Raw genomic sequence first — 12,831 nt, 5'->3', positions numbered from 1 at the left:
CAGGGTTCCCTTCAAGAATGGGCACCGGATGGGCGTATCAGGTCGATCCAGGTGTGGGGGGCGCCGGTGGGGGAGGTGATGTAGGAGCGGCCGGTGGGCCTCAGGTCCGGGTTGGACTCGTAGCGGTCGGCCAGTTCCTTGGTGGCGGTTTCGTCTCCGTTGTCGGAGGCAACCAGGAGGGTGGCGATCTCGTCGGTGAGGTTCACGTCGGCGCCGTCGAGGGTGGGGGACATGGGGCCCCAGTTGTCCCAGAGGAGGAGCTCGTCGCCCTGCAGGTGGGCGTGCTGGTAATGCACGTAGTTGCGGACGAACCAGCCGCCGCCGATCGGCGAGCCGGGATCGATGCCGAAGACGTCCGCGTCGAGGTCGCCGGCGCGGATGCCCAGCCACACCTCGGCCGCCGAGCGGAACGGGCCGCGCGGGATGTCGTGGACGTCGAACGGGTGGTCGCCGGCCGGGTCGAGCTGGGCGTCGAGCATCACCCAGCGGTCGCCGTTCCAGTATTCGACGACCACGTGGTCGTGGTTGTACCCGCCCTGGAAGTAGTCCGCGAACCCGATCCGGCTGCGCGCCGGGATCCCCTTGTGCCGCAGGGCTCCCACGGTCAGCAGCGTGAAGTCACGGCAGCAGCCGACGATCCGGTCGACCGGCTCCCGTGGCGCGGCGAGCGGCGTACCGTTGCGCTTCTGGTCGGTCGTCAGCATCGCCTCGACCCACCGGTGGTCGATCTCGGCCAGGCGCTCGCCGGTGAACGTGATCCCGCCGCCGCGGTAGTGGATCACCAGGCCCCGGATCACCGCGGCGATGCCGGGGACGTCGTCCGGCAGGGCGTCGAACAGAGCGGCATGTACGCCGGGGTCGCTGAACGGGGTCTGCGCCGCGTAGTCCATCAGGCTTTCCTTCCGAGGATCGGCTGGGCGATGTCCACAGCCGGCTGGTCGCGGGGGATGAGGTTGCAGTGCGGCCGGTAGACCTCGCGCGGCGGGCCGGCAGTGGCCTCGCCGGCCGAGCGGACCCAGTCGCCGACGAGGTCGTACGCGAGCATGATCCGCGGGTACGCGCACTCGTCCATCGTGATCGTGCAGTACGCCTCCCGGTGGGCCGGCTCGACCCGGATCCCGATCGGCCCGAACGGATCCACCAGTCCGGCGAACGGCACGCACACCTCGACGGTCGCCTCGGCCTCCGGCGTCACCGCGCCGTGGTAGATCACCCACGACTCACCGGTCAGCGTCGCGCCGGCGGACTCGAGGTACCGGCAGATCTCGCCGGTCGACGTGACGATCACCCCGACCAACGACCGCTGGTCGGTCTCGGTCCGGATCGACGCGATCTTCGTCTCCGGTACGTCGCGGGTCAGCACGGGCCGGGGTGACAGCCCGGGTACGCCGGACTGCGAGAGCCGGGCCCGGAGATACTCCAGGGTCGCCCGCCGGGACGCGGTGGTCGCCTCCTCGGCCGCCCACCACCGGTCCAGCCGGATCAGCGCTTCCTCGTCCGAGCCCGCGAGTACGTCGGCGATCGTGCTCAACGGCATGTCGAGCTGTCGCAGCACGCTGATCCGGCGGGCGCGCTCGAGCTGCTCCTCGTCGTACAGGCGGTACCCGTTCGAGGGGTCGACCTGGGCGGGCGGGAGCAGGCCGGACACGTCGTACAACCGCAACGCCTTGTGCGAGAGCCCGGTCCGCCGCCCGAACTCGCTGATCGTCAACACCCAACCATCAAACCCTCTGCCCCAAGGGCAAGGTAAAGCCCGCCACTCGCTTCGCTCGTGGCGGGGTGGGAGTGCACCGCGCGCTTCGCTCGTGGCGGGGTGGGAGTGCACCGCGCGCTTCGCTTGTGGCGGGGTGGGAGTGCACCGCGCGCTTCGCTTGTGGCGGGGTGGGAGTGCACCGCGCGCTTCGCTGGTGGCGAGGTGGGGGAGTGCGCCGCTCGCTGCTCGTGGCGGGTGCGGGTGCACCGCTCGCTTCGCTCGCGATGGTGGAGGGGATTACACCGGGGCTGACCGTAGGAGTTGGTGGGGGAGGGCGGCTAGGAGGGCGTCGGCGTGGTGGCGGTAGCCGAGGTTGTTGGGGTGGAAGCTGTCGGGGGCGAGGAGGCCGCGCCAGGGTGGGCGGGCGTGGCGGGAGACGTGGGCGACCGGGAGGCCGCGGCCGGTGGCCCAGGTGTGGATCAGGTGGTTGATGCCGGTGACGTACGGGCTGCACACGCCGCCGACCCGCCAGAAACCGTCGGGCACTGTCAGATCCATCACCACGGACGACGACGGCAGGTGGTCGATCACCGAGCGCAGCTGCGTCCGGAAGCGACGAGGTGGCGTGGCGAGGATGTCATTGTTGCCGATCCCACACGTCACCAGGTCGGCGCCGAGCCCCTCGACCAACGGAAGCTGATCCTCGAGCACGTGCCGCGTCTGCGCCCCGGACCGCGACAGATTGACCACGCGCCACGTCTGACCGGTGCGCCGACGCAACGCGTTCAGCACCTGGCCGACGTACCCGTGCAGCGGCGAGGACGCGCCGAGCCCCTGTGCCGTCGAGTCGCCCAGGACGACCCACAGCGGACCGTCAGCGGCAGCCGCCAGGGAATTCTGCTGCCGCCAGAAGTCCGCGTACGTCCGCGCCTGCACGTCGACGTACGCGACCCCGTCGAGCCAGCGCTGCAAGGGACGCGAACTCGCCCGCTCGGCCTCGCCCAGCCGCATCACGGCTCGGTGCAGCGCGCCGATGGGCGTCGTTCGTTCGCGGGCCTCGCGGCGCAGTAAGAACATCGGTCCCCCCACACATGAACAGCAGGTGACCGACGAATGTACTGCAGGAAGGTTAACGACCTCAGAGTGCGCGCAGCAGCACCAGGCAGCGCGGCGCGAGCGGGACCGTCGCGCCGGCCTCCACCTCGGTCACCATCGAGTTGCTGGTGTCCAGGACCACCTCGTACGCCGGCGCCCACGAGGCATCGGGGACGACGACCTGCCGGGTCTCCGGGGTCGCGTTCAGCGCGAGCAGGAACGAGCTGTCCGTCAGCGCGTTCCCCTCGGCGTCGGTCGCGCGGAGGGCGTCGCCGGCCAGGAACATCCCGAGCGTCCGGAGGTTGCCGTCGTACCAGTCGGCCTCGGTCATCTCGCCGCCGTGCGGCGCGATCCAGGACAGGTCCTTCCGGCCGCCCTCGACCACGGGCTCACCGGAGAAGTAGTGCCACTGCCGCAACACCGGATGGGCGGCGCGCAGGGCCAGCAGCTTCTTCGTCAGCTCGAGGTGATCGGACCATGCACCCGGCAACGACCAGTCGAACCAGGACAACGAGCTGTCCTGGCAGTAGGCGTTGTTGTTGCCGTGCTGCGTCCGCCCGCACTCGTCGCCGGCGGTCAGCATCGGTACGCCGGTCGACAGGATCAGCGTGGACATGAGGTTCGCCATCTGCCGCTTGCGCAACGCGATCACGCGCGGGTCATCGGTCTCGCCCTCGACCCCGCAGTTCCACGACCGGTTGTCGTCGGTGCCGTCGCGGTTGTCCTCGTGGTTCGCCTCGTTGTGCTTGTGGTTGTAGGTGACCAGGTCGCGCAGGGTGAAGCCGTCGTGGGCGGTGACGAAGTTGATCGACGCGTACGGGTACCGCCCGTCGTCGCCGTACAGGTCGCTGGACCCGGACAGCCGGTAGGCGAGGTCCTTGACGCCGTCGGAGGTGTTCCGCCAGACGTCCCGCACGCTGTCGCGGAACTTGCCGTTCCACTCCGACCACGGCGTGCCGAAGTTGCCGACCTGGTAGCCGAACGGGCCGATGTCCCACGGCTCGGAGATCAGCTTGACCCGGCCGAGCACCGGGTCGGCCGCGACCTCGGCCAGAAAGGGATGGTCGACGGTGTCGACCTCGTGCCGCTCGTTGCGGATCAGCGTGACCGCCAGGTCGAACCGGAACCCGTCGACGCCCATCTCCTCGACCCAGTACCGCAGCGAGTCCATCATCAGCCGCCGGACCTGCGGGTGCGCGGTGTTGACCGAGTTGCCGGTGCCGGTGACGTCGTACATCGTGCCGCCGTGGCCGAGCCGGTAGTACGCCCGGTTGTCGATGCCGCGGAAGCTCAGCGTCGGGCCGTCGAAGCCGCCCTCGGCGGTGTGGTTGTAGACCACGTCGAGGATCACTTCGATGCCGGCGGCATGGAACGCGGCCACCATCGCCTTGAACTCCGCGACCTGCTCACCACGCGAACCCGACGACGAGTACGGCGCGTGCGGCGCGAAGTACCCGAGGCTGTTGTAGCCCCAGTAGTTCGGCAGACCGCGGGCCGCGATGGACGGCTCGGTGAGGAAGTGGTGAATGGGCAACAACTCGACCGACGTGACCCCGAGCTCGACCAGGTAGTCGATCACGGACGGATGCGCCAGGCCGGCGTACGTCCCCCGCTGATGCTCCGGTACGTCGGGATGCAGCTTGGTGAACCCCTTGGTATGCAACTCGTAGATGACCGTCTCGCCCCAGTGCACCGGCCGGCTGATCGGGGGCGGCGGCTCGGACCCGGCGACGACCACGCCGACCGGGACGTGACCGGCCGAGTCGCCGTCGGAGGAGTCGTAGATCAGCGGGCTGGAGTAGTCCAGCGTGCCGTCGACTGCGCGCGCGTACGGGTCGAGCAGCAGCTTCGACGGGTTGAACCGCAGTCCGTGCGCCGGGTCGAAGGGGCCGTGCACGCGGTAGCCGTACCGTTGCCCGTGGCCCACTCCCGAGACGAACCCGGTCCAGAACTCGCCGGTGTGGGTCAGATCCGTGTTCCGCTGGCTGCCGTCGTCCGCGATCAGCGCGAGCTCGACGCGCTCCGCGGCGGGGGCCCACAGCGTGAAGGTGGTGCCATCGGACTGGACCACTGCCCCCAGCTGGAGCCCGGTGTCGAGAGCACTCGGGGCGGCGGTCGCTTCGGTCACCGGCACATTCTGCACAGTCAGGGCTTGGTTATCGATAACGGAGGTGGTTGTGTTCGTGAGACGGTGGTTGCGAACGCCTGTGCGCAATGATACGCAAGAACCGTTACTAATTCACCGGACTCCACCGAGCGCCGAGTAGGGGATCACATGTCGCAAGAGTTGGCCGGTCTGACCGTCGGTCTGATCGGCGCGGGCAACATCGCACATCTGCATGTCGGCGCCTGGAAGGCGCTCGGCGCGCGGGTGCTGGTGCACTCGGTCGAGGGCGCCGGCGAGCTCGCGGACCAGTACGGGCTGGAGGTGGCGGCCTCGCTCGACGCGTGCCTGGCGGACGCGGAGTTCGTCGACGTGGTCACGCCGTCGGTCACCCACAAGGAGGTCACGCTGGCCGCGATCAAGGCCGGCCGGAACGTGATCTGCGAGAAGCCGCTGACGCTCACGGCGGCCGACTCCCACGAGCTGATCGCGGCCGCCGACGCCGCCGGCGTCCGGGTCTACCCGGCCCACGTGGTGCGCTTCTTCCCGGCGTACGTCGCCGCGCACCAGGCGATCGTGGACGGTCGTATCGGCGAGGTCGCGGTGGCGCGGTTCTTCCGGCAGGCGTCGTCGCCGGCCGGTGGCGGCTGGTACCGCGACGTCGCCCGCTCGGGCGGCGTGATCATGGACCTGATGGTGCACGACCTCGACCAGGCGCGCTGGCTGTGCGGCGACGTCCGCACGGTGTACGCCGTCCAGAACCCGCCGACCGTGGACGGGCAGAGCCCGGTCAACGTGGCCGCGCACGTCACGCTGACGCACGAGTCCGGCGCGATCAGCCACTGCCGCGCGACGTGGGGTGCGGTTGGGACGAAGTTCCAGTCCGGGTTCGAGGTGGCGGGGTCGGTCGGCGTGCTCAAGTACACGTCCGGCGCGGACTCCGGCTACGCCGAGGAGCTGCAGGACGGCGCCGCGGCCGGTGACCTGCTGATCCCGGCCAACACGCTCGGCGAGAGCCCGTACCTGACGCAGTTGCGCGAGCTCGCGGTGGCGCTGCGCGGCGGACCCGAGCCCCGCGTCCAGGCCGCTGACGGCGCGGCCGCGGTCTACCTGGCCGAGGCCGCCCGCGCCTCGATGGAGACCGGCCGAGTGATCGACATGAAGAGCTTCGACCCGACGGGAGCCGCGGCATGACCCTCAAAGTAGCGATCGCCTCGTTCGCGCACACGCACGCGGCGTCGTACGCCTCGCAGCTCGGGGCGATGCCGGACGTCGACGTGCTGTCCGCCGACCCCGACGGCGCCTCCGCGCCCGATCCTGGTCCGCGCGGTGCCGACTTCGCCGCGCAGTTCGGCGTCCCGTACGTCGACTCGTACGACGAACTGTTCGCCTGGGGGCCGGACGCGGTCGTGGTGACGAGCGAGAACGCCCTGCACCGCGAGCTCGTCGAGCGGGCCGCCGCGGCCGGTGCACACGTGCTGTGCGAGAAGCCGCTGGCCACGGAGGTCGCCGACGGCGAGGCGATGGTGGCCGCGTGCGAGGCCGCCGGGGCGATCCTGATGGTCGCCTACCCGGTGCGGTTCTCACCGCCGTACCTGCGGCTGCGCGCGTCGGTGGAAGCCGGTCTGCTCGGCGAGGTCTTCGCCGTACTCGGCACCAACAACGGCATGATCCCGTACGCAGCGCGGCAGTGGTTCACCGACGCCAAGCTCGCCGGTGGGGGCGCACTCGTCGACCACACCGTGCACTGTGCCGACCTCATCGACGGTCTGACCGGCGGTGCGTCGGCGACGCGGGTGTACGCCGCGGCCAACCGGGTGCTGCACCAGGACAAGGGGGTCGATGTGGAGACGGGCGGCCTGGTGACGATCAACTACGACAACGGGCTGCTGGCAACGATCGACTGCTCGTGGAGCGTGCCGGACAACGGGCCGACCTGGGGTGGGGTGTACCTGCAGGTGACCGGGACCAACGGGTCGGTCGAGATCGAGCCGTTCCTGCCGCACGTCACCGGGACCGACGCCGGCGGGGAGGCGTACCTGCCGATCCACGACAACTTCGACGAGTCGATGCTGTCCACGTTCCTGACCGCGGTGCGCGAGTCCGGGCGGGCGAACGCCGGGACGACGCCGGCCGTCGTACCGCAGCCCGACGGCGCCGTCGGCCTGCGCACCCTCCGCATCGTCGACGCCGCCCGCCGCTCAGCCCAAACCGGCCAACCCATCAACCTCTAGCCCCGTCACCCGCGCCGCCTCCGGCCCGGAACGGTCCAGCCTTCTCTCCGCCGCCGGAGGCGGCGTGCATGTTCTTGCTCCTGTCCGGTACGGTTCCGGGGATGTGACCCACGGGTAATCCCCGGAACCGTAGAGGAGCGAGACGATGGGCGAGTTCGTCAACCTCACCGTGAGCGGCGGTGTCGGCACGATCCGGCTGGACCGGCCGAAGATGAACGCGCTGAACGTCCAGGTCCAGGAGGAGATCCGGGCCGCGGCGCTCGAGGCGACCGCGAACGACGACGTCCGCGCGGTGGTGATCTACGGCGGCGAGAAGGTGTTCGCGGCCGGCGCCGACATCAAGGAGATGGCCGACATGTCGTACGCCGACATGGTCCGCCGCTCCGGTCCGCTGCAGTCCTCGCTGTCCGCGGTCGCCGCGATCCCGAAGCCGACGGTCGCCGCGATCACCGGGTACGCCCTGGGCGGCGGCTGCGAGCTCGCCCTGTGCGCCGACTACCGGATCGCCGCCGAGGACGCCAAGCTCGGCCAGCCGGAGATCCTGCTCGGCATCATCCCCGGCGCCGGCGGCACCCAGCGGTTGTCCCGGCTGATCGGCCCGTCCAAGGCCAAGGACCTGATCTACACCGGCCGGTTCGTGGACGCCGCCGAGTCGCTGTCGATCGGCCTGGTCGACAAGGTCGTGCCGGCCGCCGAGGTGTACGACGCCGCGGTCGCGTGGGCGTCGCAGTTCTCCCGGGGTGCCGCGCTCGCGCTGCGGGCCGCCAAGGAGGCGATCGACTCCGGGCTCGGCGTCGACCTGCACACCGGGCTGGAGATCGAGCGGCAGCAGTTCGCCGCGCTGTTCGCCACCGAGGACCGCTCGACCGGGATGACGTCCTTCGTCGAGAACGGCCCGGGCAAGGCCGAGTTCAAGGGAATCTGATGTCTGCAACCGAGAAGCCCGCGGTGACCGCCGAAGAGGTCGAGGCGGCCTGGAACGACAACAAGCTCGCCCAGGTGCTCTACCACGACTGGGAGGCGTCGACGTACGACGAGAAGTGGTCGATCTCGTACGACGAACGCTGCGTCAGCTACGCCCGGGACCGCTTCGTCGCGATCGCCGGCGCCGACGGCTGGCCGTACGGCAAGACCCTCGAGATCGGCGCCGGCACCGGCTTCTTCACGCTCAACCTGAAGCTGGCCGGCGTGCTCGACGAGGCCCACGTCACCGACCTGTCGCCCGGCATGGTCGAGGCGGCCAAGAAGAACGCGCGGACCCTCGGCTTCCAGATCGAGGGCAGGGTCGCGGACGCGGAGAAACTCCCGTACGACGACGACACCTTCGACCTCGTCATCGGGCACGCGGTCATCCACCACATCCCCGACGTCGAGCTCGCCTTCCGGGAGATGCTGCGCGTGCTCAAGCCGGGTGGCCGGTTCGTCATCTGCGGCGAGCCCACCCGGTACGGCGACTTCGTGGCCCGGCGCCTGTCCCGCTTCACCTGGTGGGCGACGACGAACGTGACCCGGCTGCCCGCGCTGACCGAGTGGCGCCGACCGCAGGCGGAGCTGGACGAGTCCTCCCGGGCGGCCGCGCTGGAGGCGGTCGTCGACCTGCACACGTTCGACCCGGACACGCTGGCCCGGACGGCGTCGCGGGCGGGGGCGGCCGACGTCCGGACCGTCACCGAGGAGCTGCTGGCGGCCTGGGTCGGGTGGCCGATCCGGACGTTCGAGGCCGCCGTACCGGAGCAGAAGCTCGGGTTCGGCTGGCGGATGTTCGCGTACCGGTCGTGGCTGAACCTGTCCAAGGTGGACAAGGTGCTGTCGGCCGTCGTTCCCGACGAGCTGTACTACAACGTCAGCATCACCGGGGTAGCCCAGACCGGGGCGGCGGGGCGGGGAAGGGATTCAGAGCAGTAGGGTGTTCTGATGCGGTTGCTGTCCGTGGCGAATCTGCGCTGGGTGGTGCGCCATCGGGCGTGGACGCCGTACTACCTGAAGCGCTACTGGCGGTTCGCCTGGTTCAAGCTGCGGCACCCGGGCGTGATCACCGAGGGCTTCGTCTTCCTGGGCAAGAAGCTGGAGATCGTCGCCCGGCCCGGCCACGGCCGGATCATCCTCGGCAAGTGGGTGCACCTCGGCGACGAGACCCGGCTGCGCGCGCACGAGGGCACGCTGCGGATCGGCGACAAGGTGGTGTTCGCCCGCGACGTCACGGTGAACTGCTACCTGGACGTCGAGATCGGCGCGTCCACGCTGATCGCCGACTGGACCTACATCTGCGACTTCGACCACAAGACCGAGGACCTCGGGCTGCCGATCAAGGACCAGGGCCTGGTGAAGTCGCCGGTCCGGATCGGCCCGGACTGCTGGCTGGCCACCAAGGTCACCGTCACCCGCGGGACCGACATCGGCCGCGGCGTGGTGGTCGGCGCGAATAGTGTTGCCCGTGGCAACATTCCCTCGTACGCCGTCGCCGCCGGGGTGCCGGCCGTGGTGGTCGGCGACCGGACCGCCCGGTACGCCGCCGACGCCGCCCGCCGGGCCTACCTGGCCGGGCTGGCCGAGGCGAACGACCGGACCGCGGCCCGGCTGCGGTCCGGCGAACCGCCGGTGATGCCGACCGCAGCCCCGCCGGTGATGCCGGGGACGGAACCGCCGGAACCGCCGGTGGTGCCGACCGCAGCCCCGCCGGTGGTGCCGAGTACAACCGCCGGACCGGGGGATGCTGACGGTGACGGCGAGAACCTGACCGGTGACGAAGGGTTCTCAAGTTACTCGCCGGTCGTGCAGTATGTCCCACACGTTCGGCCCGAGGCCGACCGGTTGACCGTCGGAGAGGAGACGCAGCGTGGCTGACCAGGCCGGGTCCGACCCGTCCGCGCGGTCGCCGCTCGACCAGGCGGCGGCGGACGCGTCGATCACGCCGGCCCGGATCCGCGCGGTGGACCCGGTGCCGATCGTCACGGAACCCGGCAGCGCTACGTTGGAACCAGCGCTTGAATCGCCCGCCGAACCGCCGGCAGCGGTGCGGGACCTGGGCATCAACCGAAGGCTCGACCCAGAGGTGCAGGCAGTGGACGGCAGGACAGCGGCACGGGCCCCGTTCGCGGGCGCCCGGCGCAGGCTGTCGCCGCGGCCGGTCCCGGTGAGCCGGCGCAGGAGACCGCCGGCCGCAGCAACCGTGACCGCGACGGCGGCGGACGAGGAACCGACCCCGGCTGAGGAGATGGACGACGTGGGTACGCACGGTGAGAAGGCGGACAAGGCGGACAAGGCGGTGACCACGCCGGCCGCGACGGACGAGAACGAGGCGACGACGGGCACGCGCGCGACCACCGCGACGGTGTCGAAGCCGGCCCGGCCGAAGACCGCGGCGGAGATCGTCGCCGAGCAGCGCGCCCGGGAGAAGGCGGCGGCCGAGTCCGCGGCCGCCGAGTCCGCGGCGCCGGCCTCGGCGGATTCAGCGGCGTCGGCGGCACCGGGGAACGATGCCGCCGGCAAGGATCCGGCGGACACCGCGGTGACCAAGCCCGTCAGCCGGGTGCCGGCCGGGTCGACGACCGGCGCGGCGAAGACCGGCACCGCGAAGGCGGGTGCTGCGAAGACGAGTGCCGGAGGCAACAAGGCCGGCTCACCCGGCAAGGGCAAGCAGGCGCTCAGCTCGGTGGGCTCCGGAGTACGGCGGCTGCGGAACCTGATCGCCTCGCTGATCTGGCTGGCCGCGGTGATCGCGGCCGCGGTGCTGGCGCTCGGTGCACTGTTCACCGCCCTCGACCAGACCAACCAGAGCAACGAGATCGTGCGCTGGGTGCTGGAGCGCGGCCACGATCTGGTCGGCCCGTTCAAGGACCTGTTCCGGCTCGAGACCGCGAAGAACACCCTGCTGGTGAACTGGGGGATCGCCGCGCTGGTCTACCTGATCGCCGGCAAGATCATCGAGCGCTTCGTCCGGCCCTAGTGGCCCGCGGTCTCGCGACCAGGAGCAGATCGAGAGATTCGTCCAGCGAGCCTGGACGGATCTCGAAGTCGTCGTAGCGCGTGCTCCGGACCAACTCGGTGAGGTTCGGGTCCCACGCGTCGTACCCGGTCGCAAGCTGCGCGTCCACGCAGGATCCGTACGTCGCCTCCCACGCGGCGAGTCGTGGTCCGTGGTGGAGGCCCAGCGCGTGCGTGAGCTCGAAGTGCGGCTCGAGGAGCTCGGTGAACTCGGCGGCGGTCAGCTCGCGCGTGTGGTACCAGTTCCCGCTCGGGAACGTCAGCCGGTTGGGAGTGCTGAGGACCAGGGTCCCGCCGGGTGCGAGGATCCGCACGCACTCCGCGACGAACCGGGGCTGCTCCCACAGGTGCTCGATCGTCTGTAGTGAGGTGATCAGCCCGAACGTCGCATCGGCGAACCCGGTCTGAACGAGGTTGCCGCGGACCACCTTCACCTGTGGATAGACGCGGTGGACGTGCCGAAGCGTCGTACCTTCGTAGTCGAGTCCGGTGACGGAGTCGGCCCCGGCCAGGCGGAGCAACTCGGCGCCGTACCCCTCGCCGCAGCCGGCGTCGAGGACGCGCCCGGTCGCCGGCAGGTTGGCCGTGATCCAGCGGTAGGCGGCGTCGTGGCGCGCGAACCAGTAGTTCTCGTGCCAGATTCCGGGCGCCGTTCTCTCCCCGGTGAGGGCCAACGTCTCGCTCACCCGGCCAGCCTAGTGCCGCGCTCCGTGACGCCGGCCTGGTGCCGCGGTCCGTGGCCGGCGCGGCTGTGTCCAGGCCGTCCGCCGCGGCCTGGACACAGCCCCACTGAGGGACGCCCGCTCGTCAGTGCTTGTGGTGCTTCGTGCCGGGGTCGTCGGGCAGACCCTCGACCTCGACCTGCTCCTTGCGGACGGTTTCGGAGATCCGCTCCTCGTCGCGCACGGTCTCGGTCTCGAGGCCGACGCGCTCGACCGGGACGGTCTCCTTCGCCACCACCGGCCGCTCCTCGTGCAGCACGACCTCGCGTTCCTCGTCGCCGATCCGGCCGGTCTTCCCCGGCACGGCCTCGCCGTCGGCGACCGGCTCCCGCACCACGTGCACCTCTTCGTGGCTGACCGGCACGGTGACCTGCTGCTCCTCGGTCACGACGTACTTGCGCAGGCTGACCCGGCCGGACTCGACCGTCTCGGTCCCGGCCCGGAGACGTTCCTCCGAACGGATCATCGCGTCGTCCTGACGGCTGTTGCCCCGCCGACCGTCGTCCTGACGACCGCCGGCCTGCTCGGTCCGCCGGTCACCGCGGGCGGCCCGCTGCTGCGGGAGCTGCACCCCGTAGTACCGGTACAGCTCGGAGGCCTCCTGCTCGGACAGGTGTCCCTCGGCGTCGATCCTCGGCGCGTCCTTGATCTTCGACTTGGTTGGCGCGAGGTGCAGTCCGTCGCGCTCGACGTGCGCGCCGTCGAGCGGGACGAACGACTGCTTGGTGCCGAACAGGCCGGTGTTCACCGTCACCCACTCCGGGGTGCCGGTGGTGTCGGAGGTGTAGAGATTCCCGACCGATCCGACCTTGTCGCCGGCCGCGTCGTACGCCGTGCTGCCGACTACCTGCTCGATTCCCTGCATGGTCATGGTGATCAACCCCGTGTCTGTTTGCGTATGGCAACTAACGCTCGCCGGGTACCCGACGACCCGGTGGTCAAACACTCATGGTGATCAGGAGATTACTTTCTGCTCGTCCGAGTGGGCGGAAGGATGTT

General features: G+C 70.5%; 12 protein-coding genes. 6 read left to right on the top strand and 6 right to left on the bottom strand.

Features of this window, described 5'->3' with window-relative positions:
• Positions 1-11: 11 nt before the first annotated feature.
• From ACQPYZ_RS24845 to glgX, 4 genes are all read right to left on the bottom strand, one after another.
• On the bottom strand, positions 12-890 hold the full coding sequence (locus ACQPYZ_RS24845) for a transglutaminase-like domain-containing protein (RefSeq protein WP_433160340.1): 879 nt from the start codon (positions 888-890) through the stop codon (positions 12-14).
• Complete coding sequence (locus ACQPYZ_RS24840; protein ID WP_433160339.1) at positions 890-1,714, bottom strand: MerR family transcriptional regulator; 825 nt, start codon at positions 1,712-1,714, stop codon at positions 890-892. The genes ACQPYZ_RS24845 and ACQPYZ_RS24840 overlap by 1 nt, the downstream gene beginning before the upstream one ends.
• A 276-nt stretch (positions 1,715-1,990) precedes the next feature.
• A complete protein-coding gene (locus ACQPYZ_RS24835; protein ID WP_433160338.1) occupies positions 1,991-2,770 on the bottom strand; it encodes an SGNH/GDSL hydrolase family protein in 780 nt (259 codons plus the stop codon).
• Positions 2,771-2,831: 61 nt separating this feature from the next.
• Positions 2,832-4,916 carry a glycogen debranching protein GlgX gene (gene glgX / locus ACQPYZ_RS24830; protein ID WP_433160336.1) on the bottom strand — a complete coding sequence of 695 codons (2,085 nt, stop codon included), beginning with the start codon at positions 4,914-4,916 and terminating at the stop codon, positions 2,832-2,834.
• A gap of 147 nt (positions 4,917-5,063) precedes the next feature.
• On the opposite strand from glgX, the gene ACQPYZ_RS24825 reads away from it, so the two are divergent.
• The 6 genes from ACQPYZ_RS24825 (at position 5,064) to ACQPYZ_RS24800 (ending at position 11,072) form a co-directional block, all read left to right on the top strand.
• Entirely contained in the window at positions 5,064-6,086 is a 1,023-nt protein-coding gene (locus ACQPYZ_RS24825) for a Gfo/Idh/MocA family protein (protein WP_433160334.1), read from the top strand.
• A complete protein-coding gene (locus ACQPYZ_RS24820) occupies positions 6,083-7,126 on the top strand; it encodes a Gfo/Idh/MocA family protein (RefSeq protein ID WP_433160332.1) in 1,044 nt (347 codons plus the stop codon). The genes ACQPYZ_RS24825 and ACQPYZ_RS24820 overlap by 4 nt, the downstream gene beginning before the upstream one ends.
• Positions 7,127-7,271: 145 nt before the next feature.
• Positions 7,272-8,051 carry an enoyl-CoA hydratase/isomerase family protein gene (locus ACQPYZ_RS24815; RefSeq protein WP_433160331.1) on the top strand — a complete coding sequence of 260 codons (780 nt, stop codon included), beginning with the start codon at positions 7,272-7,274 and terminating at the stop codon, positions 8,049-8,051.
• Entirely contained in the window at positions 8,051-9,031 is a 981-nt protein-coding gene (locus tag ACQPYZ_RS24810; protein ID WP_433160329.1) for a class I SAM-dependent methyltransferase, read from the top strand. The genes ACQPYZ_RS24815 and ACQPYZ_RS24810 overlap by 1 nt, the downstream gene beginning before the upstream one ends.
• Before the next feature lie 9 nt (positions 9,032-9,040).
• A complete protein-coding gene (locus ACQPYZ_RS24805; protein ID WP_433160327.1) occupies positions 9,041-9,970 on the top strand; it encodes an acyltransferase in 930 nt (309 codons plus the stop codon).
• Entirely contained in the window at positions 9,963-11,072 is a 1,110-nt protein-coding gene (locus ACQPYZ_RS24800) for a hypothetical protein (protein ID WP_433160326.1), read from the top strand. Before ACQPYZ_RS24805 ends, ACQPYZ_RS24800 begins: the two co-directional genes overlap by 8 nt.
• Here ACQPYZ_RS24800 and ACQPYZ_RS24795 read toward each other — a convergent pair.
• Together ACQPYZ_RS24795 and ACQPYZ_RS24790 are read right to left on the bottom strand one after the other, a co-directional pair.
• The gene (locus tag ACQPYZ_RS24795) at positions 11,047-11,796 is read right to left on the bottom strand and encodes a class I SAM-dependent methyltransferase (RefSeq protein WP_433160324.1); all 750 of its coding nucleotides are present in this window, start codon (positions 11,794-11,796) and stop codon (positions 11,047-11,049) included. The genes ACQPYZ_RS24800 and ACQPYZ_RS24795 overlap by 26 nt on opposite strands.
• Before the next feature lie 121 nt (positions 11,797-11,917).
• Positions 11,918-12,703 (bottom strand): PRC and DUF2382 domain-containing protein, encoded by a 786-nt coding sequence (locus tag ACQPYZ_RS24790; RefSeq protein ID WP_433160322.1) that lies wholly within the window; start codon positions 12,701-12,703, stop codon positions 11,918-11,920.
• Positions 12,704-12,831: the final 128 nt, after the last annotated feature.

The organism is Kribbella sp. CA-247076, from assembly GCF_050942445.1.
Taxonomy (GTDB): Bacteria; Actinomycetota; Actinomycetes; order Propionibacteriales; family Kribbellaceae; genus Kribbella.
The sequence above is the reverse complement of the archived record's forward strand: the minus strand, read 5'-3'. Positions and strand labels throughout refer to the sequence as shown.